General features: G+C 61.8%; 16 protein-coding genes. 2 read left to right on the forward strand and 14 right to left on the reverse strand.

Annotated features, from left to right (window positions below; genetic code table 11):
• Positions 1-337: 337 nt before the first annotated feature.
• Positions 338-994: a glutathione S-transferase gene (locus ON753_RS13790; protein ID WP_265963208.1), complete on the reverse strand. Its 657-nt coding sequence runs from the start codon at positions 992-994 to the stop codon at positions 338-340.
• Between the two features lie 126 nt (positions 995-1,120).
• On the opposite strand from ON753_RS13790, the gene ON753_RS13795 reads away from it, so the two are divergent.
• Together ON753_RS13795 and ON753_RS13800 are read left to right on the forward strand one after the other, a co-directional pair.
• A complete protein-coding gene (locus tag ON753_RS13795) occupies positions 1,121-2,119 on the forward strand; it encodes a DUF2336 domain-containing protein (RefSeq protein WP_265963209.1) in 999 nt (332 codons plus the stop codon).
• 288 nt (positions 2,120-2,407) lie between these two features.
• A complete protein-coding gene (locus tag ON753_RS13800) occupies positions 2,408-3,487 on the forward strand; it encodes a DUF2336 domain-containing protein (protein ID WP_265963210.1) in 1,080 nt (359 codons plus the stop codon).
• Between the two features lie 69 nt (positions 3,488-3,556).
• Here ON753_RS13800 and ON753_RS13805 read toward each other — a convergent pair whose 3' ends face one another.
• From ON753_RS13805 to ON753_RS13865, 13 genes are all read right to left on the reverse strand, one after another.
• The gene (locus ON753_RS13805) at positions 3,557-4,798 is read right to left on the reverse strand and encodes a bifunctional alpha/beta hydrolase/OsmC family protein (protein WP_265963211.1); all 1,242 of its coding nucleotides are present in this window, start codon (positions 4,796-4,798) and stop codon (positions 3,557-3,559) included.
• 77 nt (positions 4,799-4,875) lie between these two features.
• The gene (locus tag ON753_RS13810) at positions 4,876-5,364 is read right to left on the reverse strand and encodes a cytochrome c-type biogenesis protein (protein ID WP_265963212.1); all 489 of its coding nucleotides are present in this window, start codon (positions 5,362-5,364) and stop codon (positions 4,876-4,878) included.
• Positions 5,365-5,368: 4 nt separating this feature from the next.
• Positions 5,369-7,357, reverse strand: coding sequence for a heme lyase CcmF/NrfE family subunit (locus ON753_RS13815; RefSeq protein WP_265963213.1), 1,989 nt, complete (start codon positions 7,355-7,357; stop codon positions 5,369-5,371).
• Between the two features lie 39 nt (positions 7,358-7,396).
• A complete protein-coding gene (ccmE, locus tag ON753_RS13820; protein ID WP_265963214.1) occupies positions 7,397-7,846 on the reverse strand; it encodes a cytochrome c maturation protein CcmE in 450 nt (149 codons plus the stop codon).
• 67 nt (positions 7,847-7,913) lie between these two features.
• Positions 7,914-9,062, reverse strand: a complete 1,149-nt coding sequence (gene ccmI, locus ON753_RS13825) for a c-type cytochrome biogenesis protein CcmI (protein WP_265963215.1) — start codon at positions 9,060-9,062, stop codon at positions 7,914-7,916.
• A gap of 170 nt (positions 9,063-9,232) precedes the next feature.
• Entirely contained in the window at positions 9,233-10,708 is a 1,476-nt protein-coding gene (locus ON753_RS13830; protein ID WP_265963216.1) for a hypothetical protein, read from the reverse strand.
• 115 nt (positions 10,709-10,823) lie between these two features.
• Positions 10,824-11,261 (reverse strand): RT0821/Lpp0805 family surface protein, encoded by a 438-nt coding sequence (locus tag ON753_RS13835; protein ID WP_265963217.1) that lies wholly within the window; start codon positions 11,259-11,261, stop codon positions 10,824-10,826.
• A 166-nt stretch (positions 11,262-11,427) separates the two neighbouring features.
• Positions 11,428-11,751: an ATP-binding protein gene (locus tag ON753_RS13840; protein ID WP_265963218.1), complete on the reverse strand. Its 324-nt coding sequence runs from the start codon at positions 11,749-11,751 to the stop codon at positions 11,428-11,430.
• The gene (locus tag ON753_RS13845) at positions 11,748-12,122 is read right to left on the reverse strand and encodes a sensor histidine kinase (RefSeq protein ID WP_265963219.1); all 375 of its coding nucleotides are present in this window, start codon (positions 12,120-12,122) and stop codon (positions 11,748-11,750) included. The genes ON753_RS13840 and ON753_RS13845 overlap by 4 nt, the downstream gene beginning before the upstream one ends.
• Complete coding sequence (locus ON753_RS13850) at positions 12,038-12,847, reverse strand: hypothetical protein (protein WP_265963220.1); 810 nt, start codon at positions 12,845-12,847, stop codon at positions 12,038-12,040. The genes ON753_RS13845 and ON753_RS13850 overlap by 85 nt, the downstream gene beginning before the upstream one ends.
• A complete protein-coding gene (locus ON753_RS13855; protein WP_265963221.1) occupies positions 12,837-13,505 on the reverse strand; it encodes a response regulator transcription factor in 669 nt (222 codons plus the stop codon). Before ON753_RS13855 ends, ON753_RS13850 begins: the two co-directional genes overlap by 11 nt.
• Positions 13,506-13,627: 122 nt before the next feature.
• Positions 13,628-13,882 (reverse strand): PepSY domain-containing protein, encoded by a 255-nt coding sequence (locus ON753_RS13860; RefSeq protein ID WP_265963222.1) that lies wholly within the window; start codon positions 13,880-13,882, stop codon positions 13,628-13,630.
• Between the two features lie 111 nt (positions 13,883-13,993).
• Positions 13,994-15,283: a glycosyltransferase gene (locus ON753_RS13865; protein WP_265963223.1), complete on the reverse strand. Its 1,290-nt coding sequence runs from the start codon at positions 15,281-15,283 to the stop codon at positions 13,994-13,996.
• Positions 15,284-15,397 lie beyond the last annotated feature (114 nt).

Genomic DNA, 15,397 nt, shown 5'->3' on the forward strand with positions numbered 1-15,397 from the left:
CGCCATTTGGCTGGGCACGAGAGTTTGCGCGCTCACCAGACCTGCGGTGCCGAGCGCAACGACTCCTGCCAGCAATTTGGCGCGGCGGGACCGCAAGGGAGAGACTGACCCACGATTTTGCATGTTTTGTTCCTCTATCAATATTCGACTTGGAGGCCGTGTTCGGATGCGAGCGGGGAGTCGCATTCCAGGCTCGAGGAGGAAGGTAGGTTACCCAGCCTTACAGGCGCCTGACGGTGAGATTACGATTTCGTAAGGTTGGAACAAAACGACACGATATCCACTGGCTGGAGCCGGTAAACGGCACTCCCATCCGGTGAATGGACCGCCGGGGCGATTAATTCTCGCCTGCGGCGGCAGGAAACAGGACGGGCTCGTTGCCCGCATGCCATTTTTCCAATTTCGGCATGACGGCCCGGAAGCGGTCCGAGGTTTCGAACCGGACCAGCCACGCTTTCAGGGCGCTCCAGCGCTCACCGTCGAACCAGGCGCGGTCTGTGTTGGCGAACTGGCGGACAAAGGGCAGGACGGCATAATCGGCGAGCGAGGCACGTGCGCCGAAAAGCCAGCTGCCTGCTGCGAGCCGGTCGTCGAGCTGCCACAGGAAACCGGCCGCGGCGGACCGTTCCTCCTGCCTGTCCGCATCCGCGTCGCGGGTGTCGTACTTGTAGCGGTCGAGATGACGCTTGAAGGGACCGTCACACTCGCTGATCAGGGAAAGCATGGCGTGTTCGTCCGCCGCTTGCCGCCAGCCTTCAGGGTCCGAGTGCTCAAGCGCCCACAGCATGATGTCCAGGCTCTCGTCCAGAACCTTGTCGCCGTCCTTCAGGCACGGAACCGTCGCCGACGGCGATGTCTGAAGAAATTCCGGGGCCTTGTCCCGCAGGAGGATTTCCCGCAGTTCGACCGTTCGGCCGCTGGAGGCGATCGCCAGCCGAGCCCTGATGGCATAGGGGCAGCGGCGAAAGGAATAGAGGATCGGAAACGCGCTCATCGCCGTCCCATGGCGCAAAGCCGCCGCCGCGTCAACTCTGTGGCGGGCCCTCTCAATAGGGGAAAGAACACTGTTTCACGGCTTATAAAGGATTTTAATTCAAGCTGATGCCGACAAGGTATGACCATGACGAACTCACTTCTCCAGCTTGCCAAGGGCAGTTCTTCCGAGAAAAAACACGAGCTCGCCGAGCATGTGACGGGTTTGCTCGCGGCAAGGGCGGACGACAAGGGGTCCGACGAAACGCATCTTCTCAACAACGTGCTCGAAGGCGTCTATGACAGCCTGGCGCCGGAAACCCGCCAGAAGCTGTCCGAGCGGCTCGCCAGCGTCCAGGCGATGTCCGCCAAGCTTGCAGCGGTCATCGCCGGTGACGAACTGCCGGTCGCAAGAGCGGTTCTCGAACGTTCCCAGTCGCTGGAGGAAGAGGACCTGCGAAAGCTCGCGGAGACCAAGGACCAGGGTTACCTCCTGGCCATGGCCAAGCGCGAGCATATCAGCAAGGACGTTTCCAGGACCCTGATCAGGCGCGGCAGCAAGGAGGTCAGACAAACCGTTGCCACCAATCTGGGCGCCGATATCTCCATGGCCGAGTTCGAGGCCCTCGTGAAGGACATGCCCAAGCAGCTTGGCGACCGCATCCGGCACCTGAGAAAGTCCAACGAAGAGTTGCTCGAAGACCTCTTCAAGGCCGATGGCGAAATCGCTTCGGGCGCGGAACTGGCAAGGCGTCCGTCCAAGATCAGCCCGAAGGCATGGCTGATGGGAATCCGGCTCGGCAAGACCAACTTGAACAAGGCGATCTATCAACTCGCTCAGGAACACAATCTTCTGGACGCGGTTGCCCTGCTTTCCTTCTTCTCGGCTCTGGACATGAAATACGTTCACAATCTCATGGTCCGGTTCGACTCCACCGGCATCGCGACGGTTTGCAGGGCGACGGGAATCGGAGCAATGGAGTTCCAGGCGATCTGCAAGGAACGTTGCAAACACCTGAAATTCCCGGAAAGCACCGGCAGCAAATGGCTTACCAACTACCATATGCTCGATGAAACCGACGCCCGGCGCTTGCTGGCGCTGATGAAAATGAAGCTGAAGGCAGTCAAGCAGGCACGGGCAGCCTAGCAACGAGCTCCGCAGCGAAGATCCCGTGTGACAACGTCGGAAGATCCTGAGTAAAGCTGCCGTATTCCAAACCCGGCCCCTTTCTCGACGGACCCAGTGACACAACCTTACATTTCGGAAAATAGATTTACCTATACTACCCTAAATAGCCACGAAAACATTTTTATTTCAATTTTATCCATAAAAATACAAACAATATAAAAGCTTATCCAACTTTCATCTCCGTTTTTACCTGATTGTAAACTTCCTAGCCTGTAGTTCTAGATCAGAACAACGGACGGCCCCGCCATGATCGATAACATCATAAACCTCGCCCGGGATTGCACCCCGGAAAAGCGTCACCAGCTGGTTGACCATGTCACCGAGCTTTTCGCAAACGGGGCGGACAGTTATCGGACGGAAGAAATCACCCTGTTCAATTCTATCCTGGAAGGCATGTTGCCGGTCATGGAGCAGGAGCAGAAGAAGGCGGTGTCCGAGCAACTTGCTCCTATCGACAGCACGTCGCCCAAGCTCGCCTATGCCCTGGCCCGCGAAGAAATCGACATTGCCCGTCCGATGCTGACGTCGTCCAACGCCCTGAAGCCGGACGAAATCCTTCAGCTCGCAAGGACAATGGGGCAAGGCCATCTTCTGGCGATTTCCAAACGCAAGCATCTAGAGGCCCAGGTAACCGATGTCCTCTTGGAGCGTGGTGAAAAGCCGGTCAAGCAATCGGTGGCGGCCAACTCAGGCGCCGAGTTTTCCGACTGGGGTTCGCGGCTCCTGATCAAACTGGCGGAAAGCGACGAAAAGATCCGTGACGCCATGATGGAACGCACGGATGTCACCGAAGACGATTACGAAAAGCTGATCAGTCAGATGCCCGAACAACAGCAGGCAAAGATCCGCAAGCTGCGCTCAGAGAACGAAACCCTCATTCAGGATCTCTTTCAAAAGGCCAGCAAGATTGTTGCGAGCTCCAAACTGGAACGCAGGGCAACGAGGATCAATGCCAAGGCCACCTTGAAGGAGATCCGCGCCGGACAGCGGTCCCTGGGCAAGGCGATCACCCAGCTTTCGCTGTCAAACAACCTGTTCGACATCTGCTTTCTGCTCTCCGAAGTGGCCGGTCTGGAGCAGAAATACGTCACGAACGTCATGGTCCGCTACGATGCCACGGGCGTCGCGGTTCTCTGCCGTGCCCTGGGCGTGGAGGATCAGGATTATCTGGCCCTGGCCAAGGCGCGCGCCAGCCACAACAAGCAACCTCTGACGACGGTCGACAACTGGATTGCGGCCTACCGGTCCCTGTCCGACAAGGATGCGCGCCGCCTGCTGTCTTTCATGAAGATCCGCCTGAGTTCCCTGGAAACGGTGGCGGCGTAGACGGTCCCGACCGGCAGGAACACGGGCGGCTGTTTCCAGGCCGCGTTCCACCTCCCCTCACGCCGGGCGTCAGCTATCGGGCTTGACTTCGCGCGTGATGACGGCCGCGCCCAGTTCAAGCGTTTTGTGGACCGGGCACTTGCCGGCAATCTCCAGAAGCCGCACCCGTGTCTCCGCGTCGACGTCGCCTTCGATCGTGACCAGCCGTTCGAACCGGTCGATCTTGCCTTCGCGCTGCTTCAGCTCTTCCGCACAGCCCTCGCAATCGGCGGCATGAACCTTGCCGTGCAGTACGCGCATGCTGATCCGGTCGACGCGCAGGTCCTTCCGGTCCGCGTACATCCGCATGGTCATGACCGAGCACGCGCCAAGCGCGGCAGCCAGATAGCCGTAGGGGGTCGGGCCGCTGTCAAGGCCGCCGAAGTCGACCGGCTCGTCGGCGATCATGCGATGCGTTCCGCTGGACACCATTGCCTGGAATTTGCCCTGACCGGTTTCCACGACCTCAACGCCTTCCTTCACCTCGTCGGAGGCGGAAGCCGGGTCCGCGTCCAGATAGCGGCTCGCCCAGCCGGCAATCACCTTGGCCGCGTAGGCCGCATCATCGCTGTTGCTCAAGAGATGGTCGGCCTTGTCCAGCGAAACGAAGCTCTTGGGATGTTTGGCGGCAAGGAAGATATCGGTGGCATTGTCGATGCCGACCGTCTCATCGAGCGGCGCATGCATGACCAGCAGTGCCTTGCCGAGGCGGGAGATCTTCTCCGTGACCGAATGCCGGTCGAGATCATCGACGAATTCCTTGCGGATCGTGAAGGTTCGTCCGGCGAGATTGACCTCGCCCGCCCCATTTTCCCGGATGGTCTCCAGGGCGCCCTTGAACTGCTCAAGCACATGGTCCGCGTCGGAAGGAGCAGCGATCGTCACCACAGCCCGGGCCTCCGGGATTTCCGAAGCGGCGGCGAGAATTGCGGCGCCCCCGAGCGAGTGCCCGATCAGCAGTAGCGGAGCCTCGTAGTTCTGGCGCAGGAAATCGGCGGCCAGTTTCAGATCCTCCAGGTTGGAGGAAAATCCCGTTGAGGAAAAATCTCCGCCGCTGCCGCCAAGACCGGTGAAATCGAACCGCAATACCGCAATGCCTTCCGTACTGAGTGCATCGGCAATATAGCGGGCGGCGGCGATGTCCTTGGAGCAGGTAAAACAATGGGCAAAGAGCGCGAATGCCCGGACCTTTCCGGCAGGCAGGTCAAGCCGTGCTGCCAGTTTGGCGCCGTGGGCACCGTCGAATTCCAGTTTCAGCGGACGTTTCGCCATTCTCAAGCCTCCAGGAGTTTCTCAAACCAGAGGTAGGCGGAATGGCGCGCGGAGCAAGCCGAAGGCGGAGGGAAAACTTATTCCGCTTCTTCGAGAAGCACCCGCAACCGGCGTTCTTCTTCCGCGGAAAGCTTGGTCTGACCGGCCTCGCCGGCGGTTTCCGACCGGCGGCCGGCCCGCCTGCGCATGGCCAGGAAGATCGCGATCATGCCGGCGACCAGCGCCAGCGGGCCTGCGGCCCAAAGCACAGCCGTGTGCCAGGCAAAGCGCGGTTTCAGCAGCACGAACTCGCCATAGCGGGAGACCAGGTAGTCGATCACTTCCTCATCGCTGTCGCCCGCCACCAGCCGCTCGCGCACCAGGATGCGCAGATCCTTTGCCAATGGCGCGTCGCTGTCGTCGATGGACTGGTTCTGGCAGACCATGCAGCGCAGCTCCGCCGAAAGATCTCTCGCTCTCGCCTCCAGCACCGGGTCGTCCAGCACCTCGTCCGGCGCCACGGCGAAGGCGGGGGGCGCCAGCAGTCCGAGGCAAAGGACAATCGAGGTCAGAAGGGATCGGATCATCGCTTTACTCCGCCGGGGCTGTTGCGCCCGCGTTCCGTTTTCTTGCCGGCTTCGGCGCGCCGACGCGAAGCCGCCTGTCGGCGATGGACAAGGCACCGCCCACCGCCATGATGACGCTGCCGATCCAGATCAGCGTAATCAGCGGCTTGAAATAGACACGCACATCGACCGCCCCATCCCCGCGGCTTTCGCCGAGCGACAGGTAGAGCTGCGAGAAGCCGGTCGTATGGATGGCCGCCTCGGTGGTCGGCATCTGGCGGGCCGTATAGACCCGCTTCGACGGATCGAGCTCGGCGATGGTCAGGCCGGCCCGGCGGACGGTGAAGTGGCCGACTTCTTCGGTATAGTTCGGTCCACGCCTCGGTGCGGCGCCGTCGAAGGTCACCTGGTATCCGGACAGCTCGACCGTGTCGCCGGGGCGCATGGTTTCGATCCGCTCTTCCTGGAAGGCTGACGCCGTGACGATCCCGAGAACTGCGACACCGACGCCGAAATGGGCGGTCGCGGTGCCCCAGGCGGAACCCGGCAGGCCAATCAGGCGGGAAAGGCCGCGCCGCGGGCCGATTTCAAAGAGCTTCACGCGGGTAACGATTTCGGAGACCGATCCGGCCATGATCCAGACGGCAAGGCCGACGCCCAGCGGTGCAAGCACTTTTTCCATGCCCCAGAGCCAGAACGTGAACAGCGTCAGCACCAAGGCGAGGCCGAGGGCCGCGTAAAGCCGCTGAGCGGCCGCAAGCAGATCGCCGCGCTTCCATGAAAGAACCGGCCCGAAGGGAACGGCCATCAGCAGCGGCACCATCAGCGGCCCGAATGTAAGATTGAAGAAGGGCGCTCCGACGGAGATCGTTTCCCCGGTCACCGCATCCAGCAGCAGCGGGTAGAGCGTGCCGACGAAAACCGCGGCGCAGGCGGCCGTCAGGAAGAGGTTGTTGAGAATCAGCGCCCCTTCCCGGCTGATCGGGGCAAAGAGCCCACCCTGTTTCAGGGTCGAGGCGCGCCAGGCATAGAGCGCCAGCGAGCCGCCAATGAAGAAACACAGGAGGCCCAGGATGAAGACGCCGCGGGTCGGGTCGGTGGCAAACGCGTGCACCGACGTCAGGACGCCCGAGCGGACCAGGAAGGTGCCGAGCAGCGACAGCGAGAAGGTGAAGATGGCGAGCAGCACCGTCCACACCTTGAGGGCCTCGCGTTTCTCCATGACGATTGCCGAGTGCAGCAGGGCAGTTCCGGCCAGCCAGGGCATGAAGCTTGCATTTTCGACCGGGTCCCAGAACCACCAGCCGCCCCAGCCGAGTTCGTAATAGGCCCAGTAGGACCCCATTGCGATGCCGAGCGTCAGGAAGCTCCAGGCAAGCAGCGTCCAGGGCCGGACCCACCGCGCCCAGGCGGCATCCGTGCGCCCCAGAATCAGCGCGGCAACGGCAAATGAGAATGTGATCGAAAAGCCGACATAGCCGACATAGAGGAGCGGCGGATGAATCGCCAGGCCAATGTCCTGAAGGATCGGATTGAGGTCGGCGCCTTCCAGCGGCGGATTGGCGACACGGGTAAAGGGGTTGGACGTCGCCAGCAGAAACAGGAGAAATCCTGCCGATATCGAGCCTTGAACCGCCAGTGTCGCTGCCTTGAGATCGGCCGGCAGATTGCCGCCGAAGAGCCCCACAAGCGCGCCGAAGAACACCAGGATCAGAACCCAGAGCAGCATTGAGCCTTCATGATTGCCCCACACGCCGGTGAACTTGTAGAGCAGCGGCTTGGCGGAATGAGAGTTCTCCAGGACGTTCAGGATCGAGAAGTCCGAATTCAGATAGCCGGCGGTTAGGATCAGAAAGGACACCAGCACAAGGAGGAACATCGTCACAGAGACCGGCGGGGCCACGGCCATGAGGCGGTTGTCGCCGGAAAGCGCACCCCAGAGCGGGATCGTGCATTGCAGAAGCGACAGGGCAAAGGCCAGCACCAGCGCGTAGTGTCCGAATTCGACGATCATTTGTGTCCGTCCGCGTCCTGTTTCAATCAGTCTGCCGGATCAGTCGGCAGGCTCCTCGCCGCCCTGCCAGTGGCCCTGATCCTTCAGTGCTTCCGCTACTTCCTTGGGCATATAGTTTTCGTCGTGTTTTGCCAGCACGCTGTCGGCGACAAAGACCCCGTCCGGGCCGACGACGCCCTCGGTGACGACGCCCTGCCCCTCGCGGAACAGATCCGGCAGAATACCCTTGTAGGTCACCGAAACGACATTTTCCATGTCAGTCACCCGGAATGCGACCTGTGCGTTGTCGGACCTGACGATGGAGCCTTCCTCGACAAGTCCGCCCAGACGGATCCGCTGTCCGGCGGCGATGGTGTTCCTGGTGATATCCGTCGGGCTCTGGAAGTAGACGATCTCGCCCTTCAGCGCATACAGGATCAGACCGAGCGCAAGGGCAAGAACGGCACCAGCCGATCCGATAAGGGTCAACCTTCTTTGTTTGCGTGTCATATATGTTCCGTCCGCAATCTCAACGATCCGCGCATGATTGTCCATTGGCGACGCGGATAACTTAGGGTCACGACCCTGTTAGGCCAAGTTGCCTGGCCGTGTCCTTGATCAGGGACAAGTCTTCCGGCTTGCCTGCGTAAGCATCTTGGGCCGAGGCAAGGGCGTCTTCGGCCTTCTGCTTTTCCCCCAGCACGATATAGGCCCGCATCAGCTGGTTCCATTCCGCGGCCGAGCCACCTTCGGAGGCAAGCCGTTCGGCAAGGCCGGAAACCATATCCCGGATCATGGCCTGGCGGTCCTCGGCATTCATGTCGCCCGAGGCGGCGATGTCCTCCTGAGACGGCCCGCGCGGGCCCGGGGATTGCGCCTGCGCGCCCTCAATGTCCGTACCTTCAAGAAGAGCGAGTTCCCGGCGTGCCGCGCCAGCCCAGGCTTCGGTTCCCTCCGCCGCCTCGAGCAGCTCATTCCAGGCTGCGATCGCTTCGTCTTTCCGGCCTTCCTGCCCGAGGGCAATCGCCAGAAAGAAGCGCGGCTTGACGGCCGTGGCATCCATTTCAACCGCCTGCTCGAATGCGCGCCGCGCATCAGCGACGACGAGCCCCTGGTTGGCGATGGTCAGGGCTTCGCCCATGTCGGTCAGCCACTCGGGCCGCGGTCCGAGGATCCGGATCGCATTCGCGTAGGCGCGTGCGGACGCTTCCGGCTGACCAAGAGACAGGTAGACCGGGGCGATGACCGCCCAGCCCTGTCCATCTTCCGGGTTCTGGGCCAGGTGACGCTCGACACGGGCCACCAGCACACCGACGGATTGTTCTTCCGCAGGCGTATCGAGCCGCGCGGCAAGCGGCAGATCCGGCTGGTCCGGAGAGCCGAGCCCGAGATAGAGCCCGACAGCGGCAAGCGGCAGCACGAACAGCGCCAATGCCTGGACGATCTTCAACCGTGAGCCGCGCACTCTGCCTGACGGTTCCTGTTCGTGTCTTTCATGGGCAGCAAGCAGGCGGCGGGCGACTTCCGTGCGTGCAGCTTGCGCAGCCTCGGGATCGATCAATCCGCGGTTCAGTTCGCTCTCGATCGCGTCCAATTGCTCACGGTAGACCGCTTCGTCCGCAGTCAGGTTCGCCCCGTCCGGCCGGCGCCTTGCCCGCACCAGGGGAACGAGCACCGACAGGGCGGCAGCCCCTGTCATGACAGCTATCAGTATCCAAAAAATCATGGCCGCACTATAGACCGCCCAAGACCGACAAAAGCAAGATGCTTAGCTGTGACCGGCGGTCGCGGTACCCCACATGGAGGCAACCGGGCCCGATGTAAATAGGTGCAAATACCTGCGGCCTTTTCCGGATCCCGGCGACGGACCGCACGGAGCCAAGAGAAATGCGGGGGCTAACGCGCGCCCAGCGCACTCGCCACGAGCTTGCGCTCCGGTCCTGGTTCCGCCGCGACGTCGTTTTTCTGGGCTTTTGCAACCGCGGACTGGCGGCTGCGCCGGAGCTGGGCGGCATAGTCCGGGCCGAAATAGATTTCCGAGAGCTGGATCGCCACGTCGGCGGCCGCCAGTTGGGCGTCCAGTTGTTGTCCCCGCGACTTTCCAAGATCGGTGATCAGGGAGCGTGTAACGATTTCCAGTGTCTGCTCAACCGCCTGGCGGGTCCGTTTGCCCACATCGTTGACGGCGAATATTTCGGACGTGTTGCGGACCATGGCGACGACCCGCAGCGCCCGCACGGCGTCGTTGATGGCCGACTGGTCAATGTGCAGCGTGCCGTTCTTGTCGAATTTGGGCACCTGAAGCGCGCGGCGGACAGCGCCATGGGCACTGTTGAGCTCTCGCGTCACCACGCTGGAGATGCTGCGCTTGGTCTCCGCCAGACGCTTGTGCCATGCACCTGTGACCGAAAGGTCCATATCGCGTTCGATGCCGCGGACGAGCGAGTGATATTCGCCAAGCGCCTGGGAAAAGGCAACCGGATCCGGATTGTGGTTTCGGTGTTCCAGGGCCAGGATCTGAAGGCGTTCGGCTTCACTCATCACCACATCGACGAAGGGAGCGAACTGGGAGTTTGCAATTGCCTTCGGATCAAGGTCGCCAGCAAGCCGGCCCGCAAATGTGCAAAGGGCGGCAGGGGCATCGGCGCGTTCTACCAGCGCCGCGGCGATCACCGCAACATGGTCCGGAAACCGGGCCGAGCATTTGTCGACCAGGCGCAGAACATCGGTGTCCTGCTTCAGCCTGTGCTCGTTGATGCGCTCGGGAATGTTCTGCAGGAAGGGTATCAGCCAGCGCTCGGCGGCAAAGATCTTCTGAATGTCCTTGAGTTCGGCGATCCCGCGCTCGCCGCCGAGTTCGACGCCGATCCTGCGCCGTTCCTTTTCGGAGGTTTCGCTGCGGCGAAGGACTTCGCCCACCGCGTCGACCGAGCGGGTGCGCAGAGACTGGACGAGCGCTTCGACACGCTCGAAGCTGACAGCGGTATTGCCAGCCTGCTCCAGAACGGCCCGGACATCGGCCGGCATGACATCGCGGCCGAGCCACTTCCAGACCCGTTCGAGAGCGGCGCGATCGATGCGCCCCTCCTGGCGGTTCGGCAAATGCTCGTTGATCAGGAATTCTTCCAGCGGCGAGAAGAACATACGCCGGATCTGCCCCTGCCGGTGGACGCCGTCAATGGCGCCGGGGACCGATGGATGCGGTTCGCGCAACAGCGTGAGGGCAGCGGCGAGGACGAGATGAATACTCGGGTCGGCATCCTTCCGCACTTTGGCCCTTTCCAGATTCCGGACCAAAGCCTCAACGGCTTGCGGGCTGAGACTGCTCAGATAGGTCCTGATTTTGGTTTCCAGATGGTCCGAATATGTCATTCACGTCGTCAACGTTGATCGGAATCCCGTTGATCATCCGGCATAAGGCTTAAACAAGTGTTGAGAGTAACTGTAGGTATTTGAAGCAGTTCGGGCCGCGCATTGCATGATCCGGCTACCCGATCACCTGCCAGCCACCGTCGTCGTTTTCGCAGGCGGTTCCCCTGGCCTGAAGGACCCGTCCCTGCAGAACCATTTCGTGGGTAAACTCGCGGCAGCCGGTTTCATTGACGTAGTAGACCGGACCCGGGCGCACCTGGCCGCTGCGGCCAGTGCGTTCGTTCTGCCAGGCAACGGCCACGCCGACGCCCCGCGCCCGCAAGGCACGTTCCTGGGCATCCTCCGCCGCGCGCCGGTCGGACGGTCGAAGCGCATCGCCGAATTCATTGTTCACCAGCACGGAGATGGCGGTGTTGGCCTCGGAATCTGTCACGTTGGTGCCCGGATCGCCAAAGAACGAGCCCCATCCGGCCGATCCCGTTGATCCGGACGTCATGGAACAACCGGTCAGAACCGCGACCAGAGCAAAACATGTGGCACTGCGCAAACGCACTCGAAAGCTCCCGATTGGCAAGAAAACCGGTATGAACCGATGGCTGAATCATTGATATTTTCAATTTGTGGCCGAACTTGGCCACCGTCCAGACTTTAAAAAAACAATTTCCTTCACATTCTATCACAACACCTTACAGCCATTCGCAGGCGCAACCGGATATCCTCTATTCCCGGCCGAGGGAAGGCAGAATCAACCTGGCCTTCAGCCCGCCCATGGCCGACCGGTCCAATTCCAGCGAGCCGCCGTAAAGCGCGGCCAGATCGGCCACGATCGACAGCCCGAGGCCGGTTCCCGGCACGGTTTCATCCAGCCGTTTGCCGCGTTTGACGGCTTCGGCCCGCTGTTCCGGGGTCAGTCCGGGCCCGTCGTCTTCGACGGTGATCGTGAACATCTCCCGGTTCGTTGCCGGGTCGTTGAACGGCGCCACCGCAACGGCGACCTTCGACGCCGCCCATTTGCAGGCATTGTCTATCAGGTTGCCGCTCATTTCCTCCAGATCCTGGCTCTCCCCCTGAACCGAATCGGCGCGGCTTGATCGAAGCCTACGGACACGCCCTTGTCATGGTAGATTTTCCCCATCGCGCGTATCAGCCGGGCAAGAACGGGCTCCGTTTCGCAGGAGACACCGATGACACGACGCTGAGCTGCCATGCGCGCGCGCTCCAGATGGTGCTGGATCTGGGTCGACATGATGGCTGCCTGTTCGGACACTTTTTCCGCCAGCGGGCCGCCGGCGGAACGGGCCTCGTTGGAAATCACCGAAAGCGGCGTCTTCAGGCCGTGTGCCAGGTTGCCGACATGGGTCCGTGCCCGCTCGACAATCTCCCTGTTGGAGAGGATGAGAGCGTTGAGTTCCACCGCCAGGGGCGCGATTTCCCGCGGCAGGGCCTCGTCGATTCGCTCCGCCTCCCCCGCCGGACGGCCGACAGCGAGGCCCTCAGGCGCGAGAGCGGCCGGAGGCCGACCCGGACCTGCAGAAAGATGGCCAGGATCAGGCCAAGGCCGACGATACACAGCGTCAGGGCAACCAGACGGGCAAATTCGGCGATATCGGCCCAGAAGCCTGCGGTCGCGGCCGCAACCGCAATAACATATGGCGTATCCTCGACCGAGATCTGCCGCTGCAGGATCCGCACCTCGTCCCCTGTCGGACCGGCAACGAAGCCGGCGCTGATATCCGCGTCACCGATCGGGGGAGCGTCCAGGGGATCACCGAGCAGGGATTCCGACGAATAGAGAATATCCTGGCTGCCGGCGCGCCGGACGGTCCAATACCAGCCCGACAGAGGCAGCGAGAAGCGCGGGTCGCCGCGATAGGCCGGAGCGGTGAGCACCGAGACGGTGCCGTCGGCACCGGGGCCGGTCTCGAGCATCTGCGCCACCAGCGCCTTAATGTGGATCTCGAGTTGCGCATCGAAGGCGCGTTCGCTGGCCCGCTGATAAAGGCTCACGAGAAACACGCCGGCAAGGGCAAGCGCAAGCGTGGACCAGAGGGCGGCAACGAAGACAAGGCGCGCGGCCAGCGATCTTTGCGGATTGCGGGACGGCTGGAGGTCCGCCCCTTCGCCAGTCTCACTCGTCACTGGCCGCTCCAAGGCGGTAGCCGAGACCCCGGATGGTTTCGATCAGGTCGGAGCCGATCTTCTTGCGCAGGCGGCCGACGAACACTTCGACCGTATTGGAGTCGCGGTCGAAATCCTGATCGTAGAGATGTTCCGTCAGCTCGGTGCGGGAAATCACCTTACCCCGATGATGGAGGAGATAGGACAGGAGGCGGAATTCGTGGGAGGTCAGCTTGACCGGATTGCCGTCCACCGTGACACGCCCGGCGCGCAGGTCGAGCCGGACCGGGCCGCAGGTCAGTTCGTTGGAGGCATGGCCCGCGGCGCGGCGCACGAGCGCGCGCACCCTCGCCAGCACTTCTTCCATGTGAAAGGGTTTGGCAACATAGTCGTCCGCGCCCGCGTCGATGCCGGCCACCTTGTCCGACCAGCGGTCGCGGGCAGTCAGGATCAGCACCGGCATCGTCCGCCCGTCGCGCCGCCAGTTCTCAAGGACGGAAAGCCCGTCGAGCTTCGGCAGTCCGAGATCCAGCACCACGGCATCATAGGGCTCCGTGTCGCCGAGGAAATGTCCGTCCTCGCCGTCGGCGGCACTGTCGACCACGTAGCCGGCCTCTTGCAGCGCACCCACCAGTTGACGGTTCAGGTCACTATCATCTTCAACAACAAGAATGCGCATGAAACCTACTTTAACTTTGGAAATCTGCCGTCCGCTTCGACACGGAGGTGAGTATAAGGGATCCGGAGCATCCTGAAAGCACTCGACCTATGCCCCCACATGGATGCGGGCCGATCTAGCAGTCACCGGCTGGCATTGACTGTGACCGTCGTCACCTTTCCGTCCTTCAAGACCGACAAGACATAGACATAGCCACCGCCCTGCTGGCAGAGCTGTGCCTTGACGATTTCCCCGCCGGCGCTTCCGGCGACGGATCCGAGCGGAACCGCCCTGCCGCTCGCAACGGCCTCACGGGCCTCGGCCTGCGACAAGCAGGCGGCCTGCGCCGGAGCGACTGCGGCCAGGGTCAGGATAATAACGGCGAAAATCTGTTTCACGTGTCCGGTTCCGGTTCTGCCTCACGAATGATGCGCAAGGTGTAGTCGTTTCCACATGAACGCAAGCTGAACCGGCCGTTTAACTTTCTCCTTTCCGCCCGCAAAAGACACTCAACTCGCCAATTCGTCAGTATGCAAGTCGTCATAGCGTCCCTTGAAGTGCTCGAACACCTGCAGGGTCCGTCGGGCGATGCCGGTCCAGCCGAAGACCCGGCGTGCAAACCGGGCGCCTTCCACCGCCAGCGTTTCGCGCATCCAGGGATACTGCATCGGCATGTTGAGCATGGCGGCGAATTCCTCGGGCCGCTTCGGGTCGGCCACCAGGGCATGGCGGCCGAATTCGATCTGCTCGAACAGGCCGCCGTGAATGGTAACCACCGTCGGCGTCGCGCATGCCATGGCCTCCACCGCGGTCATGCCGAAGGGTTCGTATCGGGACGGCAGGGCGAAAATCCCCGGGGCACGGTAGTGGTCCGCCAGGTCCTCATCGGCCACGTAGCCGCGCCAGCTGATCGCATCGGCCACGCCCAGGTCGGCGGCAATCTGCTTCCACTGGTTCAAAAGAGCGATATCGCTGTCGGAATTAGCCCCGGCCGCCAGCACGAGGCGGGCGTCGGGCTGCAGTTTCAACAGGCTTGGCAGGGCTTCGATGATCAGATCGTAACCCTTGTTTTCCGCCGCGCGGCCGACGACGTAAATGTCGGTCTCGCGCATTTCATGCTTTTGCCGGGCAGCCGCCACCTTGTCTGGTGTCGCGGGCGTGAACCGGCTCTCGTCGATGCCGGGCGGGATCATCGAGATATGCTCCTTCGGCAGCTGGTATTGTTCGACGATCAATTCGACCTGCTGCTCGGTCGTGGCGATCAGGTGATCGCAATTGCGGTAAAGCACGAATTCCTTCTGGATGCGCTCCTCGAACCGGTAGCCGGCCATCTCCTCGTCGCTGGCGCCTTCCATCTCGTGCTGCTTCCACCAGCCGAGGGAATGGGGCGTATGGACATGCGGGATCTGCAGTTCCTCTGCGATCAGCTGGCCGGAAACGCCGGCATCCCAATAGTGGGTGTTGATCACATCGTAGTGGATGTTGTGGTAGTGGATCATGGCGAGCGCATTGGTGACGAAGTCGCCATACCAGTCGTGCATGTCCTCCTTGCGGATGAATTCCCGTCCGCCGAAGGGGACCCGCAGGATGCGGAGGTTTTCGTTGATGATGTCCTCGGCCGGCTGATCCTCGAACTGCCGGGTCATGACATCAACCCTGTAGCCGAGTTGGGCGAACCGTTTGGCGAGCTCCAGTACGAACACCACCTGCCCGCCCGTGTCCGGTTTTCCAAGCTCCGGCGATCCCGCCACATAACCGTGGAGCGAGATCATCAGCAAAGAACCATGTTGATTGTTCATGAGGCACCAACCCTTTGTGTTTGTTTTACGCCCCCCACGCAATCCGATTTGGCTATTCCCGGGCCGGAGCAATCCCTATCCAGGTGACTTCAGATGCTCCAAGATGTCACATCG

Source organism: Roseibium salinum, assembly GCF_026240905.1.
Lineage (GTDB): Bacteria > Pseudomonadota > Alphaproteobacteria > Rhizobiales > Stappiaceae > Roseibium > Roseibium salinum.

Coding starts and splice junctions, on each gene's coding strand:
- ON753_RS13810 (WP_265963212.1), bottom strand. CDS start 5,364: ATGATCCGATCCCTTCTGACCTCGATTGTCCTTTGCCTCGGACTGCTG.
- ON753_RS13790 (WP_265963208.1), bottom strand. CDS start 994: ATGAGCGCGTTTCCGATCCTCTATTCCTTTCGCCGCTGCCCCTATGCC.
- ON753_RS13815 (WP_265963213.1), bottom strand. CDS start 7,357: ATGATCGTCGAATTCGGACACTACGCGCTGGTGCTGGCCTTTGCCCTG.
- ON753_RS13805 (WP_265963211.1), bottom strand. CDS start 4,798: ATGGCGAAACGTCCGCTGAAACTGGAATTCGACGGTGCCCACGGCGCC.
- ON753_RS13800 (WP_265963210.1), top strand. CDS start 2,408: ATGATCGATAACATCATAAACCTCGCCCGGGATTGCACCCCGGAAAAG.
- ccmE (WP_265963214.1), bottom strand. CDS start 7,846: ATGACACGCAAACAAAGAAGGTTGACCCTTATCGGATCGGCTGGTGCC.
- ON753_RS13840 (WP_265963218.1), bottom strand. CDS start 11,751: ATGAGCGGCAACCTGATAGACAATGCCTGCAAATGGGCGGCGTCGAAG.
- ccmI (WP_265963215.1), bottom strand. CDS start 9,062: ATGATTTTTTGGATACTGATAGCTGTCATGACAGGGGCTGCCGCCCTG.
- ON753_RS13830 (WP_265963216.1), bottom strand. CDS start 10,708: ATGACATATTCGGACCATCTGGAAACCAAAATCAGGACCTATCTGAGC.
- ON753_RS13855 (WP_265963221.1), bottom strand. CDS start 13,505: ATGCGCATTCTTGTTGTTGAAGATGATAGTGACCTGAACCGTCAACTG.
- ON753_RS13865 (WP_265963223.1), bottom strand. CDS start 15,283: ATGAACAATCAACATGGTTCTTTGCTGATGATCTCGCTCCACGGTTAT.
- ON753_RS13795 (WP_265963209.1), top strand. CDS start 1,121: ATGACGAACTCACTTCTCCAGCTTGCCAAGGGCAGTTCTTCCGAGAAA.